15 protein-coding genes are annotated in these 20,229 nt (G+C 64.5%); 11 read left to right on the forward strand and 4 right to left on the reverse strand.

The annotated features are described in order from the left end of the window. Positions 1-46: 46 nt before the first annotated feature. From NLX68_RS02170 to tssA, 4 genes are all read right to left on the reverse strand, one after another. Complete coding sequence (locus tag NLX68_RS02170) at positions 47-535, reverse strand: type VI secretion system tube protein Hcp (protein WP_254282493.1); 489 nt, start codon at positions 533-535, stop codon at positions 47-49. Between the two features lie 80 nt (positions 536-615). Continuing rightward, positions 616-2,109: a type VI secretion system contractile sheath large subunit gene (gene tssC / locus NLX68_RS02175; RefSeq protein ID WP_010221276.1), complete on the reverse strand. Its 1,494-nt coding sequence runs from the start codon at positions 2,107-2,109 to the stop codon at positions 616-618. A gap of 15 nt (positions 2,110-2,124) precedes the next feature. After that, positions 2,125-2,640 carry a type VI secretion system contractile sheath small subunit gene (tssB, locus tag NLX68_RS02180; protein WP_010221277.1) on the reverse strand — a complete coding sequence of 172 codons (516 nt, stop codon included), beginning with the start codon at positions 2,638-2,640 and terminating at the stop codon, positions 2,125-2,127. Between the two features lie 95 nt (positions 2,641-2,735). Continuing rightward, positions 2,736-3,773 (reverse strand): type VI secretion system protein TssA, encoded by a 1,038-nt coding sequence (gene tssA / locus NLX68_RS02185; protein WP_254282494.1) that lies wholly within the window; start codon positions 3,771-3,773, stop codon positions 2,736-2,738. A gap of 390 nt (positions 3,774-4,163) precedes the next feature. Here tssA and tagH point away from each other — a divergent pair, with 390 nt between their 5' ends. Genes tagH through NLX68_RS02240 form a run of 11 tightly spaced genes read left to right on the forward strand, consistent with a single transcriptional unit; the run spans position 4,164 to position 20,185 of the window. Further along, positions 4,164-5,504 carry a type VI secretion system-associated FHA domain protein TagH gene (gene tagH, locus NLX68_RS02190; RefSeq protein ID WP_254282496.1) on the forward strand — a complete coding sequence of 447 codons (1,341 nt, stop codon included), beginning with the start codon at positions 4,164-4,166 and terminating at the stop codon, positions 5,502-5,504. 36 nt (positions 5,505-5,540) lie between these two features. After that, the gene (gene tssJ, locus NLX68_RS02195; RefSeq protein ID WP_026001200.1) at positions 5,541-6,038 is read left to right on the forward strand and encodes a type VI secretion system lipoprotein TssJ; all 498 of its coding nucleotides are present in this window, start codon (positions 5,541-5,543) and stop codon (positions 6,036-6,038) included. A gap of 15 nt (positions 6,039-6,053) precedes the next feature. Next, positions 6,054-7,388 (forward strand): type VI secretion system baseplate subunit TssK, encoded by a 1,335-nt coding sequence (gene tssK / locus NLX68_RS02200; RefSeq protein ID WP_010221281.1) that lies wholly within the window; start codon positions 6,054-6,056, stop codon positions 7,386-7,388. Between the two features lie 6 nt (positions 7,389-7,394). Continuing rightward, a complete protein-coding gene (locus tag NLX68_RS02205) occupies positions 7,395-8,705 on the forward strand; it encodes a DotU family type VI secretion system protein (RefSeq protein WP_254282497.1) in 1,311 nt (436 codons plus the stop codon). After that, positions 8,702-12,205 (forward strand): type VI secretion system membrane subunit TssM, encoded by a 3,504-nt coding sequence (gene tssM, locus NLX68_RS02210; RefSeq protein ID WP_254282498.1) that lies wholly within the window; start codon positions 8,702-8,704, stop codon positions 12,203-12,205. The genes NLX68_RS02205 and tssM overlap by 4 nt, the downstream gene beginning before the upstream one ends. After that, entirely contained in the window at positions 12,205-12,855 is a 651-nt protein-coding gene (tagF, locus tag NLX68_RS02215; protein WP_254282499.1) for a type VI secretion system-associated protein TagF, read from the forward strand. The genes tssM and tagF overlap by 1 nt, the downstream gene beginning before the upstream one ends. Next, positions 12,856-13,575, forward strand: coding sequence for a PP2C family serine/threonine-protein phosphatase (locus NLX68_RS02220; RefSeq protein ID WP_254282501.1), 720 nt, complete (start codon positions 12,856-12,858; stop codon positions 13,573-13,575). It begins immediately after the preceding gene. A gap of 11 nt (positions 13,576-13,586) precedes the next feature. Then, a complete protein-coding gene (locus NLX68_RS02225; RefSeq protein WP_254282503.1) occupies positions 13,587-16,535 on the forward strand; it encodes a serine/threonine-protein kinase in 2,949 nt (982 codons plus the stop codon). Next, positions 16,535-17,251 carry an ABC transporter ATP-binding protein gene (locus tag NLX68_RS02230; protein WP_254282504.1) on the forward strand — a complete coding sequence of 239 codons (717 nt, stop codon included), beginning with the start codon at positions 16,535-16,537 and terminating at the stop codon, positions 17,249-17,251. Before NLX68_RS02225 ends, NLX68_RS02230 begins: the two co-directional genes overlap by 1 nt. Further along, the gene (locus NLX68_RS02235; protein ID WP_254282505.1) at positions 17,251-18,453 is read left to right on the forward strand and encodes an FtsX-like permease family protein; all 1,203 of its coding nucleotides are present in this window, start codon (positions 17,251-17,253) and stop codon (positions 18,451-18,453) included. The genes NLX68_RS02230 and NLX68_RS02235 overlap by 1 nt, the downstream gene beginning before the upstream one ends. Then, positions 18,446-20,185, forward strand: coding sequence for an SUMF1/EgtB/PvdO family nonheme iron enzyme (locus NLX68_RS02240; RefSeq protein WP_254282507.1), 1,740 nt, complete (start codon positions 18,446-18,448; stop codon positions 20,183-20,185). The genes NLX68_RS02235 and NLX68_RS02240 overlap by 8 nt, the downstream gene beginning before the upstream one ends. Positions 20,186-20,229 lie beyond the last annotated feature (44 nt).

A 20,229-nucleotide genomic window follows, 5' to 3' on the forward strand; every position in this document is an offset into this window, starting at 1 on the left:
CGCCCCTACACGGTGGGTTTGTCCGGCGATAAGGGCGACGCGCATGTCAGATCTTGACGTTCTGGCGCACGTTCCAGCCGTACTTGACCGGGCCGCCGTCTTTGGTGCCGTCAGCTTTCTGCGGCTGGTAATCGACCGTGACCTTGGCGAAGTTCAGGGTGACGTTTTCGGTCAGGCGGTCATCGCCGCCCGAGCCGCCGGTGCTCAGCGAGCTGATCAGCACTTCTTCGAGGTTGATGACCAGGTATTCAACCTGGCTTTCGCCACCGGCCTTGCGCACGGTCAGCTTGACCTTGTCGATGTGCTTGCCGCTGGAGCAATGCATCATCAGGTTAGGGCTGGACTTGTCGACGTACTTGGTCAGCGACAGGTCCTGGATGTTGACCTTGCCGGCGCCACCGCCACCGCCCATGTGCATGTTGCCGGACTGGGCCATGCCCCAGCTCCAGTTCAGCACATCGATCTCGTCCTTGTGGGCCTTGTCCATGGACTCGCCCTTGATGTCGCCGATCTTGATGAAAATATCAACTGCCATGTTGTCTCCAGAGTGTGGCATCTACCACATTGTTTTTCAGTGCACGCCCCGCATTGCGGGGCGCTTCAGCAAGCCAGGGCTCAGGCGCCCTTGGCCGATGGCAACTTCGATACCAGGCGCAGCGACACGGTCAGCCCTTCAAGCTGGTAGTGCGGACGCAGGTAGAAGCGCGAGTTGTAGTAGCCCGGGTTGCCTTCGACTTCTTCGACCACTACTTCAGCCGCTGCCAGCGGGTGCTGGGCCTTGGTGGTCTCGGTGGAGTGGGCCGGATCGCCATCGACGTAGTTGAGGATCCAGTCCTGCAACCAGCGCTGCATCTCGTCCTTCTCTTTGAACGAGCCAATCTTGTCGCGCACGATGCACTTCAGGTAATGGGCGAAGCGGCAGGTGGCGAACAGGTACGGCAGGCGCGCCGCCAGGTTGGCGTTGGCGGTGGCGTCCGGGTCGTCGTATTCGGCAGGCTTTTGCAGCGACTGGGCGCCAATGAACGCGGCGAAGTCGGTGTTCTTCTTGTGCAGCAGGGGCATGAAGCCGTTCTTCGCCAGTTCCGCTTCACGGCGATCGGAGATGGCGATTTCGGTCGGGCACTTCATGTCCACGCCACCGTCATCGGTGGGGAAGGTGTGCGCCGGCAGGTTCTGCACTTCACCACCGGACTCGACACCGCGAATCCGCGAGCACCAGCCGTAGTACTTGAACGAGCGGTTGATGTTCACCGCCATGGCGTAGGCGGCGTTGGCCCAGGTGTACTTGGCGCTGTCGGCCCCGTCGGTGTCTTCTTCGAAGGCGAAGGCTTCCACCGGGTCGGTCTTGGCGCCATACGGCAGGCGGGCGAGGAAGCGCGGCATGGTCAGGCCGATGTAGCGCGAGTCTTCCGATTCACGCAGCGAGCGCCAGCCGGCGTACTCGGGGGTGGTGAAGATCTTGGTCAGGTCGCGCGGGTTCGACAGTTCCTGCCACGAGCCCATGCCCATCACGGTCGGCGAGGCCGCAGCGATGAATGGTGAGTGCATGGCGGCACACACTTTGGACAGCTCGCCGAGCAGCTCGACGTCCGGTGGCGACTGGTCGAAGTAGTAATCGCCGACCAGGCAGCCATATGGCTCGCCGCCGAACTGGCCGTATTCCTCTTCGTACATCTTCTTGAACAGCGGGCTCTGGTCCCAGGCCGTGCCTTTGAATTTCTTCAGGGTCTTGTGCAGGTCGGGCTTGGAGATGTTGAGCACGCGGATTTTCAGCTGCTCGTCGCTCTCGGTGTTGTTGACCAGGTAGTGCAAGCCACGCCAGGCGCTTTCCAGCTTCTGGAACTCGGGGTGGTGGATGACCTGGTTGACCTGGGCGGTGAGCTTGGCGTCGATGGCGGCAATGATCGATTCGATCGACTTGATCGCGTCATTGGACACCAGGTCGGTTTGCGCCAGGGCCTGTTCGGCCAGGGTGCGTACCGCAGTTTCGACGGCTTCGCGAGCGCGCTCGGTCTTGGGTTTGAATTCTTGCAGCAACAGCGAGGCGAACTCGCTGGCTTGCTCGGTGGCCGCTGGCTGGGCCTGGGTATCACGCATCGGATCGGTCATGAGGCTTTGTCCTGATTAAGCGTTCGGCTCGGCATCCTGGGGCTTTGGCGCACTGGCCAAGGCCTGGAGCAGGGCCGGATCCTTGATGGCTTTCATGATGATTTCTTCGGCGCCGGTCTTGCCGTCCATGTAGGTCAGCAGGTTGGCCAGTTGGGTCCGCGCTTCGAGCAGTTGGTTCAGCGAGTCGACCTTGCGCGCTACGGCGGCAGGGCTGAAATCGTCCATGCTCTCGAAGGTGATGTCCAGGCTCAGGTTGCCTTCCCCGGTGAGTTCGTTGGGTACGTGGAAGGCTACCCGTGGCTGCATGGCCTTGAGGCGCGAGTCGAAGTTGTCGACGTCGATTTCCAGGAACTTGCGTTCGGCCACCGGCGCCAGCGGCTCGGCGGGTTTGCCCGCGAGGTCAGCCATGACGCCCATGACGAAAGGCAACTGGACCTTCTTTTCGGCGCCGTAGAGCTCGACGTCATACTCGATCTGCACCCGCGGCGCGCGATTGCGCGCAATGAATTTCTGAGAACTGGGGTTCGCCACGTTGTTCCTCCTGGTCGCAGGTGCGACGGTATTGGCGTCATCGATCGTTGCCGGTAACGGTGTTGCGTAATTGCGTTGGGCCTGGCCCGCAGGCCTCAGTCGGTCTCCGGCCCGCGCAGGGTTTCGAACTGCGACAGGCCATCGGGGATCAGGTCGCGGACGATCGCGGCAAAATCGGCATTCACCAGATTTTTTGCGCGATTCAACAGCACCGGCAGCGGGCTCGAGGGCTCGTGGCGGGCGTAATACTTGAGAATTCGGTCAAGGCTGCGCAGCACCTCGTCGCGGCTGGCGATATCCGCTGAGGCACGGGCAACAGGGGCTGCGGGAGCGGCGCTGTCGAGAGGCGGCGGATTGTCGGCAACCGTGCTGATTTCGGCGGCGGCAGCATTGTTGGCGGCTTGCTCGCCTGCCGGCGCCTGTTCGGCGAGGATCTGCGCAGCCTGGCGCAACGGTTGCTTGAGGGCGCCGAGATCAATTCCGCTGGCCGAGCCGACCTGCTCGTTGACGTATTGCTCGATTGCCTCGGCGGCTTCGCGGGCTTGCTGCAGGGCCTCGCGGGTGGCCTGCAGTTGCTCGGCGTCGCTGTCGCGCAGGGCGCCGCCGAGCTCGTCGGCGTTGAGCGTCTCGCTGGCGAAGTGCTGCAGGCCACTGGCGTGCAGGGCCGCGCGCAGGCTGACCGGGCCGAATGCACGGGAGCGGGTCAGCAGGCTTTCACGCAGCAGGGCGATGTTGGTCTCGCAGACCAGACCTGCGAGGGCGTTGATGCGTACCGTCGGGTCGTTGTCGTCATCGGCGTCGAGTTGCGGGTGCACCTGTGGCCAGTACTGGCGCAGCAGCTCGTTGATCAGTTGCAGGGTGCTGGCCAGGCCGGCAATACCGTGCAGGGCCAGGGCACTCTGCAAGAGGAAATGCGTGACCCGAAGGTCCTTGCTGCGTTGCAGCAGGGCCGTGCAGGACTGTTCGATCTGCCGCCACTGGGGAGACTCGGCAGGCTGGATGGCATCACCCATGACACGCTCGGGCTTGCCTTGGGCATCACGCTCCAATTGCAGGAAGTCCGGGTCGTATTCAAGGTCGTCGCCGCAGGGGAAGTTCTCCGAAACGGCAGCGAGCAAATGCGCTGAGTTCACCAGATATCGATCTCCGTATCGTCCCGTGGTGGGGGTAGCTAATGTGCGCAAGTTAATTTTGTGACAGAGCGCACATATTTTGCTGAGTTATCCTTAGTTGATATCAAAGTGATATCACGCTCGTTCAGCAAGTTGCGCATTTTTGGTTTATTTCCAATTGGCTGTCAAGGTAAGCTATCGGCTCACCATGACCTGAGTGCTGGGCCAAACAGGGTTTTTACTCGTTGGTCAGGGCGGCGGTGTGATGTCATTTGAAACTGACATGGTTCGGCTAAAAGCTGCCGAAAATCGGATATTCAGTAGAGTTTCAGGGATTGGAAGCGAATCGCTTTTCTGTGTCAGGCCTGCAGCGGGCCAGCAGACGGTTCGGGATGTTGCTAAGGAGGCGTGATGTCGCTGAGTCTGACTATTACCAGTTATCACAAGATTACCCCTGGCCAATGTCCTGAAAAGTTCATCGAATCAGGCGCCATCAGCATCGGACGTGGCTCTGATAATGATTGGGTATTGCCCGATCCGGAGCGTCTGGTCTCTTCGCAACATTGTGTCATTCAATATAAAGATGGCCGCTACTACCTGACCGATAACAGCACTAATGGTGTCGAGTTAATTCACGCCGGTATTCGCTTGCGCCGCGGTAATAGCGAGCCCTTGATGGATGGCGAAATCATCCGTATTGGCGAGTACGAGATCCAGGCGCGGATTGATTCGAGCTTCAAGGTAGGGGATGGCAATCCGATCGGCGGCGATGCCAGCAATAGTTTCGAGGCGTTGATGGCTAACCAGGCCAGCCCTGCGCCTGTCCTTTCTCATGCTGGCACACCGGCGCTCGTGCACGGTGCGTCAAGCAGCGACACCCTGCCGGACCTGTTTGATTTTCTCGCGCCGGCAAGCATTGCGCCGGTAACCCAGCCTGACCATGTGCCTGCCCAGCAGCATGACTTTCGTCCGCCCGCGCCGATCGTCCCTGTGGCGGTGCCGGCCCCGGCGAGCCCTGGGGTGATTCCCGCAGATTGGGACCTGTTTGCCGAGCCTTCAGCACCTGTACCTGCTCCCGCTCCCGCTCCCGCACCGACGCCTGTCGCAACCGCAGCGCCTGCGCCGATGGCCGTCGTCGAGGCCCCAGCCCAACCTGCCGAATCAGCAGCGCTGATCCAGGCTTTCCTGCGCGGGGCAGGCCTTGAGCAACTGCGTATCGACAGTGCGCAGGTCGAGGCGCAGATGGAGGCCCTTGGCCGCAGTTACCGCTTGATGGTCGAGGGCCTGATCGACGTATTGCGTGCACGCAGCAGCCTCAAGGGCGAATTCCGCATGCAGCAGACCATGATCCGCCCGGCGGAGAATAACCCGCTCAAGTTTGCTCCGAATGCCGATGAAGCGTTGCTGTTGCTGCTGCGTCACGGCAATCACGCCTTCATGGCGCCGGACCAGGCAGTACGTGACAGCTTCGATGACCTGCGTGCTCACCAGTTGGCAGTGATGGCGGGTGTCGAGGCCGCCATCAAGCACCTGCTCGCGCGTTTCGAACCGGCCCAGCTGGAGTCGCGCTTAGGTGAGCCAGCCGGCTTGTCGAAGCTGTTCGCAGGTTCCCGTCAGGCCCAGTACTGGCAGCAGTTCACCGAGCTGTACAGCAAGATTTCCCGGGAAGCCGAAGACGACTTCCAGGACCTGTTCGGGCGCGAATTCAGCCGCGCCTATGAGGAGCACAGCGCGCGTCTGCAGCGCTCCTGAAACAAACGGAAAGTGCCACGTCATTGAGGACGCAGGATGATTCGAACAATGCTGATGGCAGCGGTAACCGCACTGCTGCTCAGTGGTTGTAGCAAGGATGAAGTTGCAGTACCGGCCCAGCCCGAGGTGGCAGGGCCGACCAGCGTCACCTTGTACTTCAGTGCCGCCGCCGGGCTCAACCCGGGCGCCAACGGCCAGGCCGCGCCCGTGCGCGTGCGTATCTATGAACTGAAGAACAGCGCCAACTTCAATCGAGCCGATTACTTCGCGCTGGCCGATCGGGCCCCCGCGACCTTGGGCGCCGACCTGGTCGATCAGGATGAAGTACTGGTGCAGCCCGGTGAGCAGTTGCGCATCGAGCGTCCACTGAGCCCGACTACCCGCCAGATTGGCCTGGTGGTCGGCTACCGCGAAGTTGACCAGGCGCAGTGGCGCAGCCTGCTACCGGTGCCGCCGCTGGACTATCAGGTCAGCCTCGATGTTCGTGCTGTACGCAGCGCTGCTCATTCCTCCCCAACCAGTACCGCCCAATAGGCGATCGGAGAAGCCATGTCCTGGAACAATCGTGTGGTCTGGTCGGAAGGCATGTTCCTCGGAACCCAGCATTTTCAACAGCATGACCGCTATCTCGAAAACCTGATCGATGCCCGCAGCCGGCCGCTGTCGGCAGGCGCCTGGGGCTTCTCCGAGCTGCTGATCGACCAGGGCCTGCTGGCTCAGGGCAAGCTGGCCATCATCTCGGCCCGTGGCCTGCTCCCGGACGGTACGCCGTTCAATATCCCCCAGGACGACCTGGCGCCAAGCCCGCTGAACATCGACGACAACCTGCGCGATGGCTTGGTGTACCTGGCATTGCCGCTCAAGCGCGCTGGCGCCCGCGACACGGTCGACGAAGGTGAGGCCCCGGGCGGTGCGCGTTATGTCAGCCGGGTGGCGGAGGTGCGCGATGACAACGCACCGTTCGAGAACCGCGCGCCGGTGGCCCTCGGTTCCCGGGCCTTGCGCCTGATCACCGCCGAAGAGGGCCTGAGCGACTATGCCGCGCTGGGCCTGGTGCGCATCAAGGAAAAACGCGCCGACCGTGCTTTGGTCCTGGATGACAGCTACATCGCGCCGGTGCTGGATGTGTCGGCGAGCAAGAGCCTGTCGGCGTTTCGCAGCGAACTGCTGGGCCTGCTGCATCAACGTGGCGAGGCCCTGGCCGGGCGGGTGGTGGCCTCGGGCGCGGGTGGCGCTTCGGAGATCGCGGATTTCATGCTCCTGCAACTGGTCAACCGCGCCCAACCGCTGGTTGAGCACCTCAGCCAGTTGAGCCCGCTGCACCCGGAGCGCCTGTACAGCGAGCTGGTCAGCCTGGCCGGTGAGTTCGCCACGTTTTGTGCAAGCAACCGCCGCCCGGGTGAGTTCCCGGTGTATCAGCATGATGACCTGGCAGCGAGTTTCGCCCCGGTCATGCAGGCGCTGCGCGAAGCCCTGTCGATGCTGATCGACAGCAAGGCCACGCCAATCCCGATCGTCGAGAAGGCCTACGGTATCCACGTGGCCATGCTTGCCGACCGCAGCCTGCTCGACAACGCCAGCTTCATCCTCGTGGTGCGTGCCGATGTGCCGAGCGAAACCCTGCGCGGGCGTTTCGCCCAGCAGAGCAAGATCGGTGCGGTCGAACACATCCGCGACCTGGTCAACCTGCAGCTCCCGGGCATCGGCCTGCTGCCGTTGCCGGTGGCGCCACGACAGATCCCATTCCATGCCGGCTCCACCTACTACGAACTCGATCGCGGTAGCGAGCATTGGCAGCAACTGCAAAACGCCGGCGGCTTTGCCTTCTATGTTGCTGGCGAGTTCCCGGGCTTGAACCTGGCTTTCTGGGCCATTCGAGGATAAGCCGCGATGCAGCCTAACGACCCGTCGGCACCACCGGCCAATGACCGCACCCAGTTCATGCCGCGCCCCGGTGGCCGTGGCCCGCAAGCCGGTACGCCGGAGCCGGCTGTGCCGCCGTCGATGCCGGCGCAGCCGTTGCCCGGTGGCCAGGCGCTTGGCCTGAACCCGCTGGAAAGCGCCGCCGGGCCATTGCTGGCGTTGCTGACCCGCTTGCGCAGCACCATTGCCCATCCGGCCCCGGCCAGCCTGCGTGCGCAGTTGCTGGCCTACCTGCGCCAGTTCGAAGAGCGCGCCGAAGCCGCCGGTGTGGCGCGTAACGAAGTGCTGCTGGCCCGTTACGCCCTGTGCACCGCCCTCGATGAAGCCGTACTGAGCACGCCCTGGGGCAGTGGCAGTGACTGGGGCAAGCAGAGTTTGCTGATCACTGTGCACAACGAAGCCTGGGGCGGCGAGAAGGTTTTCCAGTTGCTTGAGCATTGCCTGCAGAGCCCGCGCGAACGCCTGTATCTGCTGGAGTTGCTGTACCTGTGCGTGTGCCTGGGTTTCGAAGGCCGCTATCGGGTCATGAACGGCGGTCGTGCCCAGCTTGACGCCTTGCGTGAACGTACTGCGGCCGCCATTCGCAGCGCCCGTGGCGAGTTCGAGCGCGAGCTGTCGCCGCACTGGCGCGGGGTCAGCGTCACGCGTGATCGGCTGTCGCAGTTCATGCCGCCCTGGGTTGGCCTGGCCATTGCCCTGGCACTGTTGCTGGCGCTGCTGTTCGCCCTGCGCTTCATGCTCGCGGCCGACGCCGAACCGGTGTTCAAGAACATTCATGCCCTGGGCGAGATCCCGGTGCAGGCCATCGACCGCCCGGTGACCCAGCCCAAGCCAGTGGAACGCCCGCGCCTGGCGGGTTTCCTGGCCAGCGATATCAAGGCCGGGCGGGTCAGTGTCGAAGACGCCGTCGATCGCTCGGTGGTGACCATCCGCGGCGACGAGTTGTTCGCTTCGGCCAGTACCAGTATCAACGACAGCCTGCAGCCACTGATGCTGCGCATCGCCGACGCCATTGGCCAGGTCAAGGGCCAGGTGCGGATCACCGGTCACAGTGACAACCGGCCAATTGCAACCTTGCGCTTCCCGTCCAACTGGGCGCTGTCCCAGGCCCGTGCCGAGCAGGTTCAGCAGATTCTCGCAGCCAAGACCGGCCAGCCCGCACGCTTTAGCGCGCAGGGCCTGAGCGACACCGAACCACTGGCACCGAACAGCACGGCCGAAGGCCGGGCAAAGAACCGCCGGGTTGAAATCACTGTATTGGCGGAGGGGGTCGAGTGAAGGCGTTTTTCGGTTTTGTCATTCGCTGGGTCATCCCGCTGCTGGGCTTGATCGCCCTGAGCCTGATCATCTGGTTCATCGGCCCGCTGTGGGACGTGCTGGTCCCGGCGGGGCGCCGCTGGGCCCTGATCGCGCTGCTGTTTGCGGCGTGGATCGGTTATCGCCTGTGGCGCTTCATCCAGGCCCGCCGCCAGGCGGCAGAAGTCATGCGCAGCCTGGCCGCAGAAACCGCCCCGGACCCTGCCAGCATTGCCACCGCTGAAGAACTGGCCACCCTGCGCCAGCGCATGGACGAGGCCCTGACGCTGCTGAAAAAGGCCCGTCTTGGCGGTGATGAGCGGCGCAATCTGTATGAGCTGCCTTGGTACGTGATCATCGGCCCGCCGGGCTCGGGCAAGACCACGGCATTGGTCAACTCCGGCCTGCATTTCCCGCTGGCGGCGCAGCTTGGCGCCGGGGCGATTCGCGGCGTTGGCGGCACCCGCAACTGCGACTGGTGGTTTACCGACCAGGCTGTGCTGCTGGATACCGCTGGGCGCTACACCACCCAGGACAGCCATGCCCAGGTCGACAAGGCGGCCTGGCTGGGTTTCCTTGACCTGCTGAAGAAGCAGCGCGCGCGCCGGCCGATCGACGGCGCCTTCATCGCCATCAGTCTGTCCGACCTGCTGCTGGGCAGCGACGCGGAACGTGCCGCCCATGCGGCGGCCATTCGCTCGCGTATCCAGGAGCTGTACAGCCAGCTGGGCGTGCGCTTTCCGATCTACCTGATGCTGACCAAGCTCGACCTGGTGCCGGGCTTCATGGAGTTCTTCGACACGCTGAGCAAGGAAGAGCGCGCCCAGGTGTGGGGCATGACCTTTGCCCTGGACGACGACCAGTCGGCCGAAGGGCCGCTGGCGCAGTTCCAGAGTGAGTTTGCCGGCCTTGAGCAGCGCCTCAACGCACGCTTGGTCGAACGCCTGCAGCAGGAACGGGATCCGGCGCGGCGTGATCTGGTCTACGGCTTTGTCCAGCAGTTCGCCGCTTTGCGTTCGAATCTGCAGAGCTTCCTCGACGGCGTGTTCAAGCCCAATGCCTATGAAGAGCGCGCACTGTTGCGTGGCGTGTACTTCACCAGCGGCACCCAGGAAGGCAGCCCGATCGACCGCCTGATCGGCGCCATGGCCCAAAGCATGGGCCTGGACCGCCAGCACCTGGCGCGCCAGAGCGGTAGCGGGCGCAGCTATTTCATCGAAAAACTGTTCAACGCCGTGGCCTTTGCCGAGCGCGGCCTGGTCGGGGTCAACCCGAAGGTCGAGCGGCGGCGCAAATGGCTGGCCCGTGGCGCACTCGCCGCCAGCATTGCCCTGGTAGTGCTGGTCGGCACCTTGTGGGCGGTGAGCTATCGCGCCAACCAGGCCTACATTGCCCAGGTCGAACACAAGCTCGCGCCCCTGGGGCAAACCTTGCAAACCCTGAGCCCAGCCCAGCGTGACGTGTTGGCAGTGCTACCGCTGCTCAATGCCGTGCGCCACCTGGCCGAAGATCCGCCCAGCTGGGCCGAGGGCCTGGGGCTGTACCAGGGCGACATGCTTGAGGCCGAATCGGCCAGCGTCTACCGCAAGTTGCTGATTGCCGTGTTCGCCCCGCGCCTGGTCACCCGCATCGAAGAGCAACTGCACAGTGGCGGCGGTTCGGACTTCCTCTACGAAGGCCTCAAGGCTTACCTGATGCTGGCCGATGGCGAGCATTACGACCCGGACTTCATCAAGGCCTGGGTCACTCTCGACTGGGAGCAAAGCCTGCCCCGTGACTTGGCCCCAGAGCAGCGTGCTGCGCTGGGTGAGCACCTGCAGGCGCTGTTTGCAAGACGGCCGCCGAACGCACGCCTGGATGCCAACCTGATCGAAGATTTGCGTCGCCAACTGCAGCAACTGCCGGTAGCCCAGCGCGTCTATGATCGGGTCAAGCGCCAGAAGCTGCCAGACGGCGTCAACGATTTTCGCCTGAGCGAAGCCGCCGGCCGCGATGCTGCGCTGGTGTTCAGCCGCAAGAGCGGCAAGCCGTTGGGCGAGCCATTGGGCGGGCTGTTCACCGTCGAGGGGTATCGCAAGGCGTTCCTCGCTACCAGCCTGCAGCACAGCAACACCCTGGCCGAAGAGCGCTGGGTGCTGGGCCGCGAACAAGCCGATGAAGGCGATGTCAGCAGCCTGGCCGCCGACGTGCGCCGCCTGTATTTTGCCGACTACATCCGTCACTGGGATGCGCTGCTGGCCGATATCGACTTCGTGCCGATCACCAGCGTGGCCCAGGCTGCCGATGTATTGCGGGTGATTTCCGGGCCGACTTCGCCGCTGAAAAAACTGCTTGGCGCAGTCGCCAAGCAAACCAACCTGCAACAGCAGGACCCGCTTGCCGCCGCCCAGGCCAAGGCTGGCGAAGCCGGTGTCGATCAGCTCAAGCAACGCCTGGGCAACCTGCTGGGCCAGGACGCACCGGCAGATAGCCGCCAGGCGCAGCAAACTGAAGACCCGGTCACCGCGCACTATGCCGAACTGGCCAGCCTGGTCAGCAAGGGCGAGGGCGAGCCGGCTGCCATCGACGGCTTGCTCACCGACATGAACGCCTTGTACGTGCAGGTCAGCGCCATGGTCGGTGCCAGCGGCGATGCCTTGCTCGGCGAAGCCAAGAACCAGGCCACTGCCGCCGCCAACCGCGTCAGCCTCACCGCACAACGCCAGCCGCCGATGGTTCAGGGCTTGGTCAAATCGGTGGTGACTTCGACCACCAACACCATGATGGGCGGCGTGCGCAACCAACTCAACGCTGCCTGGGTCAGCGAGGTGGTCAACGTTTACCGCCAGTCCCTGAGCGGTCGTTACCCGCTGGCGCCGGGCAGCTCGCGGGACGCCACCCTGGATGACTTCGGCCAGTTTTTCGGCGTCGGCGGGGTGATGGACAGCTATTTCCGCAAATACCTGCAGCCGTACGTCGATACCTCGACCAACCCCTGGCGCTGGCAGCCGGGCGCGGCGCAGAAGCTCGGCATCGGCCCAGGCGTGCTGCACACCTTCCAGCGCTCGGCCGCGATTCGGGATGCGTTCTTCCGCTCTGGCGGCCTGCAGCCGACCGTGCGCTTCGAGCTCAAGCCGGTGGCCATGGACGCCTCGATCACCCAGTTTCTGCTTGATCTCGACGGCCAGCAGATCAGCTACGACCACGGCCCGAGCCGCCCGGTAGCGATGCAGTGGCCGAACCCCAACAGCATCGGCGTGGTGCGCCTGTCGATCATGCCGCCGTCTGCCAATGGCCGTTCAGGGCTGACCCTGGAAGGGCCATGGGCCTGGTTCCGCCTGCTCGACCAGTCGGACCTGGTGGCGGGCAACGGCCCGGATCGTTTCAGCCTGCGCCTGCGCGTCGATGGCGCCAGCGTGTCTTACGAGTTGCGTGCCAATAGCGCCTTCAACCCGTTCAAGAGTCGCGTGCTCAGCGGCTTCAGCCTGCCGGAGCGGCTGTGATGGATGGCGTTGGTTTCTACGGCAAGCTGGCCAGCCGCGGCGACTTTGTCAGCCGTGGCTTGCCGCACAGCTTTATCCAGCCCTGGGACCAGTGGTTGGCGGCGGGGCTGATGGCCAGCCAGCAGCAATTGGCCGAGCACTGGTTGCCGGCCTACCTGGTCAGCCCGCTGTGGCGCTTCGCCCTGGCGCCGGGGGTGTGCGGGCCGCAGGCTGTAGTGGGCGTGCTGATGCCCAGCATCGACCGGGTAGGGCGCTATTTCCCGCTTACCCTGGCCCAGGTTCTGCTGTCGGATGAGTCGCTGGCGGCCGTGGTCAGTGGCCCGGATGACTGGTTCGAGCGTTGCGAGGCGCAGCTGTTGGCAACCCTGGAGCCGCAAGCCACTTTCGAGGCGTTCGATGCGGCGGTTCAGGGCTGTGCCGCGCCTCGCCTCAGTGTGGTTTCGAGCCCTGCGGTTGCTGGTTTGCAGCGCTTTGCCGCAGTGACCCCCGAGGCCCGCCAGGCAGCGTTGGCCGAAAGTGCCTGTGCCGGCATGAGCCTGTGGTGGGGGCGGGGATCGGAGCGTATCGAGGCGGGATTGTTACGCTGTGCCGGCTTGCCGCGCAGCGAGGATTTCGCCAGTTTTCTTTTGGGCAATGAGGCGGCGCGCTAGATGACGGCATTGCATTACACCGCAGCCAGCTACAGCCATGTCGGCATGGTGCGCAGCATCAACGAAGACGCCTGCCTGGACCTTGGCAGCGAAGGCCTGTGGGCGGTTGCCGATGGCATGGGCGGACATGCGGCGGGCGATTACGTCAGTTGCCTGATCGTCGATACCTTGCGCCGGTTACCGTCCACGCCAGCCCTGGACGATTACGCGCAGGTGCTGCGCGGGCGGCTGTCGGCGGTCAATGCGGCGGTGCGCGAAGAAAGTGTCCGGCGTGGTGTGGCGATGATGGGCAGCACCCTGGTATTGCTGGCGGTGCGCGGTGATCAGGGCGTCTGCCTGTGGGCCGGCGACAGCCGCCTGTACCGCCTGCGCGATGGGCGCCTGGAAGGTATCTCCCGCGACCACAGTTATGTACAGGAACTGCAGGACAGCGGCCTGCTCAGCGAGGCCGAAGCACGGGTGCATCCGCGGGCCAATATCGTGACCCGGGCGATCGGCGTCGAGCCTGAGCTGGAGCTCGAAAGCGTGTCCCTGCACATCCTCCCCGGCGATACCTACCTGCTGTGCAGCGACGGCGTCAACAAGACCGTCGAAGACCATGAAATTCGCGAAGTGCTGGGCCACAGCGACCCCTATCAGGTGGTGCGCAGCCTGGTGCACCTGGGCCTGACCCGGGGCGCCCCCGACAACATTACCGCCGTCGTCATCAAGGCCGGTTGAAGACCAAGCACATGGACAAAGTGATCCCCGGATACGACATCGACGGCGAGATTGGCGAAGGCGCCATGGCCACCGTCTACCTGGCCACCCAGCGCTCGCTGGAGCGCAAGGTGGCATTGAAGGTCATGGCCGCGGCACTGGCCGCCGACCCGACCTTCTGCGAGCGCTTCTTGCGTGAAGGCCGAACCCTGGCGCGGTTGTCGCACCCGCACACGGTGACCATCCACGACATCGGCAATGTCGGCGAGCTGTACTACATGGCCATGGAGTACCTGCCCAACGGCACCCTCAAGGAACGCATTGCCGCCGGGGTAACGCCGGAGCAGGGCCTGTCGTACATCCGCCAGATCGCCTCGGCACTGGGTTACGCCCATGCCCAGGGCCTGGTGCACCGTGACGTCAAACCGGCCAACATCCTGTTTCGCGCCGATGGCACAGCGGTGCTGTCGGACTTCGGCATCGCCAAGTCGCTGGATGACCGGACCCAGTTCACCCAGGCCGGTTTCGCCGTCGGCACCCCGAGCTACATGAGCCCGGAGCAGGCGCGCGGCCAGGAAATCGACGGCCGTGCCGACCTCTACGCCCTGGGCGTGGTGTTTTACGAGATGCTGGTTGGCAAGCTGCCGTACAGCGGCAACGATGCGCTGTCGACGGCGCTGGCGCATTTGACCGAACCGTTGCCGGAGCTGCCGATCGAGCACGGCCGGTATCAGGAGATCCTCCGTGGCTTGCTGGCCAAGGACCCGGCCGAGCGCTACGCCGATGCCGAGACGCTGCTGGCGGCGCTCGATCGCCTGCCAGCGCAAGAAGCTGACAGCACCTTGATCCAGCCGCTGCCGATTACCAGCCCGGTGACGCCTGTAGCGGTGCAGACTCCACCGCTGCCTCCCGCGCCAACACCGGAACCGATCGCCAAGGCATCGCCACCGCCGGCACCGCGCAAGCGTCCGGCGTTGGCCCTGCTCGCCATAGCCGTCGCGGCCGCCCTGGGCCTGGGCGGGGTGGGCTATTGGACCATGAGTGGCGATGAACAGGTCGTTGAGGCGCCGTCGGTGCAAACCCCCGAGCCGGCGCCGCAGACGCCCGTAGCCGCTAGCAACGACGGTGATCGGCCGCTGCTGATGGCGGGCAAGAAAACCCTGTTCCAACGTGTGCTGAGCAAGCCTGGCGCCCAGGTCGTCAGCCAGCCGGGCGCCACGCCCAGCGATACCCTGCCGGCCTTTACCGTGCTCTATGTCTACCAGCGCCAGGACGTCAACGGCAGCCCCTGGCTGCAGGTCGGCAGCGCCAGTGATGGCCGCCGCGACGGTTGGTTGCCAGCCTCCCAGGTCAGCGACTGGAAGCAGAGCCTGGTACTCAAGTTCACTGAACGCTCGGGGCGCGCGCCAGTGATGTTCCTGCGCCAGGCCGACGAGCTTGAGCGCTTGCTCGGCGATACCTCGGCCGCTCGCAGCGAGCTGCTCAAGGCGCAGAACAACCCGGACGAAGTACCGCAGGTGATGGCCCTGGAACCCAGCGCCAGCGCCGTGCCTCAAGACCAGTTCTACCTGATGCCGATCTTCGAGGCGCGTGAGAGCTTTGACGAAAACGGCCAGCCGCTGCAGCTGCTCAATGTCGCCTCCATCGACCCAGGCAGCAGCGCGCGCAGCAGTGAACCCAAGGCCGCCGGCATGGCCACCTCCAGCGATGCCTTCCGTACCGCCGTGGTGCTGGTGGTGGATACGTCGGTGTCGATGCAGCCCTATATCGATCAGGTGCGCCAGGTGGTGCACGAGCTGCATGGACAGATCTCGCGCCGTGGCGAGCTGGATAACGTCAGCTTCGGCCTGGTCGGCTTTCGCAACAACACCACGCGCACACCGGCCCTGGAATACCTGACCAAGACCCTGGTGACCCTGGACCAGGGCCGCGACCCCGAGCGTTTTCTGAAGCTGGCCGAACAGGTCAAGGCCACTAACGTCTCCAGCCACTCGTTCAACGAAGACGCCTTTGCCGGGATCATGCAGGCGGTCGACGGCATGGACTGGTCCGGCTATGGCGGTCGCCTGATCCTGCTGGTCAGCGATGCCGGCTCCTTGCGCAAGAACGACCGCTACAGCAGTACCCAGATGAACGAAGCGGAAGTGCGCCAGGCGGCCCTGAGCAAGCAGATCAAAATCTACGCCCTGCACCTGCGCACCGACGCCGGCAAGAAGAACCACGCCTACGCCGAGCAGCAGTACCGGGTGTTGACTGCCGATGCCAACCCGCAGATCGGCGACCTGTATGTGTCGGTGCCCGGTGGCGATGTGAACAAGTTTGGCGAGCGGGTGCGCGAGATCGGTTCGAGCTTCGCCGACCTGGTCCACCAGGTACGCAGCAACCCGGCACAACCGGCGCCGCTGCTGGCTGCTTCGCCAAGCGTTGCGGATAAATCAGCCGCCATTGGCTATGCCATGCACATGGACTTTCTCGGCCGCAAGAGCGCCAGCCAGGCCCCGCAACTGGTCAGCGCCTGGACCTCCGACCGCGACCTGACCAACCCGGCGCTGCCAACCCTGCAGGTTTGCGTGATGCTCACCAAGCTGCAACTCAACGACCTGCAACAGTCGCTGAAACTGATCGTCGATGCCGCGCGCAAGACCCGTACCTCGCCCAAGGATTTCTTCCAGGAAATCGCCAGCGCCAGTGCCTACATGAGCCGCGACCCGGCCGCCCTGCGCAAGGGCGCCAACCTTGCCGAAGGCGGGGTGCTGGGCGAATACCTGGAGGGCCTGCCATACCGCAGCAAATCCCTGAGCATGACCCAGGACCTGTGGTTGTCGCTCAGCGTTGGCGAACAGGAGGATTTCATCGACGAGCTGGATTCGAAGATCCGCCTGTACGAAACCTTCCACAACGACATGGCCAACTGGGTGCGTTTCGGCAATGCCGAGCCTGGTGACGCCTTGTACCGTGTTCCGTTGTCGACGCTGCCGTGATGATCAGCCTGCACGCGCTGCGTAAAACCCGCGGCCTCGGCACCCAGCGCTACAGCCTGGAGATCGAGCGCCTGGAGCTGCGCGCCGGTCAGCAGTTGGCGCTGGTCGGCCCCAGCGGTTGCGGCAAGAGCACCTTGCTCGACCTGCTGGCGTTGGTGCTGCAGCCGGATCAGGCCGAGCGCTTCGTGTTCAGCACCGACTCGCACACCTACGATGTCCAGCAGCTGTGGCGTGAACAGCGTCAGGACCGGCTGGCGCACCTGCGCCGCCGGCACCTGGGTTATGTGTTGCAAGCGGGGGGCTTGCTGGGCTTTCTCGATGTACGCAGCAACATCGTTCTGCCGCGCCAGGTGCTTGGCCTGGGCGATGACGGCAGTGTGCAGCGCCTGGCCGAGCAACTGGAGATTGACGACCAGCTCGACAAGAAGCCGACAGCCTTATCGGTCGGCCAACGCCAGCGGGTCAGCTGCGCCCGTGCCCTGGCGCACAACCCCGACCTGCTGCTGGCCGATGAGCCGACCGCGGCCCTTGATCCAATCAATGCCGAACGGGTGATGCAGCTGTTGCTGCGTCAGGCGCAAGCGCGGCAGGTGGCCTGCCTGATCGCCACCCATGATGAGGCGCTGGCCCGCGATGCCGGCTTGCAGGTGTTGCGCATGGTCTGCCGCCGCGATGCTGACGGGGGTGTGACCGCCACGCTGGAGGGCCAGCCCTGATGCGCCCGATGCTGATCGCCGCCCTGGCCTGGCGGGACTACCGCAACGACGCGCGGCTGTCTGCCTGTAGCGTGTTGGCGCTGGTGGCGGTGATTGCGCCGTTGCTGGTGCTGTTCGGCCTGAAGTTCGGCCTGGTCAGCAGCCTGACCGAGCGTCTGCAGCGCGACCCGGCGGTGCGGGAAATCATCCCGTTGGGCGGTGGCCGTTTCAGCGCGGGTTTCGTTGCCGAGTTGGCCGAGCGTCCGGATGTGGCCTTTGCCTTGCCGCGTACCCGGCAAATTGCCGCGACTGCTGATCTGGTGCTGTCTGCCCGCAAGGTGGTGGTGAACGTCGAGATGATCCCGACGGCGCTCAACGACCCTCTTTTGCAGGGGCTGGAAATCCCCAGTGCCATCGACCAGATCGTCCTCAGCCGCACGGCGGCGGAAAAGCTCGGCGCCCAGGCCGGCGACGCACTTGAGGCGTCGTTCAGCCGTCAGCTGGCCGGGCAGATCCAGGTTCAACGCAGCACGTTGCGGGTGCTGGCGGTATTGCCGCTGGAGGCTTTCGAGCGTGACGCGTTGTTTGCACCTTTGGCGTTGTTGGAAGCCGCCGAAGACTACCGCGATGGCCGTGCTGTGCCCGCGCTGGGGTGGGAAGGCGAGACCCGGGCCGGGGAGGCGCAGCGGGTTTATCCAGCCTTCCGCCTGTATGCGCGCAACCTCACCGATGTCGAGCCGTTGCGCCGCTTTTTTGCCGACCGTCAATTGCTGGTTTCAACCCAGGCCCCGGCCATTGCCCAGGTGCAGTCGTTGAGCCGCAACCTGACCCTGGTGTTCTGGATCATTGCCGCGCTGGCAGTGGCTGGCGCGTTCGCGGCTATCTGCGCCGGCGCCCTGGCGGCGGTCGAGCGCAAGCGCCGCGAGCTGTCGGTGTTGCGCCTGCTCGGTTTCAGTACTTGCGCCTTGCTGGCCTTCGTCGTGCTGCAGGCGCTGTACAGCGGTGTGCTTGCCGCCGTCATCGGCGCTGCGCTGTACGCCCTGGCCGAAAGCGGCCTCAACCAGTTGTTCATGCAGATGCCCGGTGAGTACGCCAGTCATCTGCTCCCGTCGCATTACCTCGTCGCCCTGCTCGCTGTGTTGCTGGCCAGCGCGGCCGCTGCCGCCCTGGGCGGCTGGCGCGTGGCGCGAATAGACGCTTGTGAAGGAATTCGAGATGTTTGACCGCCGCTTACCCGCCCTGGCGCTGATCGTCGCCGCCTTGAGCCTGGTGTCCTGTGCCCAGGCCGAGGACGAGCCCAAGCCTGCCAGCAACAAGCTGGACAACCCCAAGCCGCTGGCTGACGACATCAGCCTGCCGTTGCCGTGCGACGGCGAGATGGTCTTCCGTCATGTCTACGTGCTGGCCCAGGGCAGCCTCGATGACCGTGAAGTGAACCTCGGCTACCCCTTCAGCGAGGGCGAAGCGGGCTACAAACAGTCGTTCATTTCCGGTTATCGCCGCGACTTCATCAACGGTCAGTTCGGCCTGCAGGACCTCTCCGCCGACTGGAAAAAACGCATCGGCCCGAGCTTGCCGAAAACCGACGCCGGCAGCCCGCTGAAACCGATGATGTACTTCATCGGCAAGTACGAAGTCACCGCCCGCCAGTACGCGCAGGTGATGGCCCAGGCCCAGTCGCTGGCCAGCGGCGAGCCGGCGCCGGCCTGTGAGGTGCCGACCGGCATGGCTGCGCGGTTGCCCAAGGTCAAGCTGTCGCGTTTTGAAGCCGAGCGTTTTGCCGCGGTCTACAGCGCCTGGTTGATGAAAAACCACCGCGACCTGCTGCCGGTCAGCGGCCGTGGCAAGAAGGCTGAAGATGGCGGTATCGGCTTTGTGCGCCTGCCGACCGAAGTGGAATGGGAGTTCGCTGCCCGTGGCGGCTCGGTCGTCAGCCGCCAGGAACTGGAAGGGCGGTTGTTCCCGCGACGCCTTGAAGGCAGCGAAAGCGATGGCCCATTGGCCGATTGGGCGGTGTTCAACCAGGTGGCTGGCGGTACCGGCCAGGCCGCGCGCCTGACCCCGATCGGCACCAAGTTGCCCAACCCGCTGGGGCTGTTCGACGTGATCGGCAACGCCGCGGAAATGGTCCAGGAGTCGTTCCAGCTGGTGCATGCCGGGCGTCGCCAGGGTGCTTATGGCGGCTTCGTGGTCAAGGGCGGCAACTACCTCGAAGGCGAGGGCACGCTGTTCACCGGCATGCGCCGCGAGTACCCGCTGTTCGGCGCCGATGGCACTGAGCAAAGCAATGAAACTACAGGCTTGCGTGTCGCCATCGGCGCCCTGTCGGCCCCACGTTCGCGTTATGAGGAACTGTTCGAACAGTGGCAGAAAGAGGGCCGCCTGGCCTCGCTGACCGATGCCATCGACGACGCCCAGGACCCGACCAAGCGCCTGGACAGCATCATCGCCGCCAGCGCCGACCCGCGCCTGCAAGCGGAGCTTGGCCTGGTCAACGAAGAGCTCAAGCGCAACGTCTCGCTGATCGCCCAGCAGCGCGAAGAAGCCGCCGGCAACCTGATCCAGTCGGCGGCCCTGGTGGCCGAAACCATCAACAACTACAACATCCGCCTGACCAACCTGCAAAAGACCCAGCAGCAGGCCAAGGCTTCCGGTGACGACACCAGCGCCAAGCTGTTCGCCGCCGCGATCAACAACGGCCGTAGCGCCCTCGACGGCGCCGTGGCGATCTACATCGACAACCTTGCCACTGGCACGCGCTACACCGATGCGGTGATCCAGGCGCAGTTCCAGCGGGTCAAGGAAGAACTCAATCGCAAGCCGGTACTGGGCAAGAGCCTGCTCAGCCGCGCGACCCTGTTCGTCCGCCATGTCGGCGACTACCGCCAGCAACGGCGTGCGGACCCGGCGACGATTTTGAAAGAACTGCTCGCATCAGCTGCTCCGCAACCTTGAGCGGCTGTCGGGCGAGCATCGTAGTGACCGGGGCGACATGAGGT

Origin of the sequence: Pseudomonas sp. SBB6, assembly GCF_024213215.1 — a bacterium.
Classification (GTDB): Bacteria; Pseudomonadota; Gammaproteobacteria; order Pseudomonadales; family Pseudomonadaceae; genus Aquipseudomonas; species Aquipseudomonas donghuensis.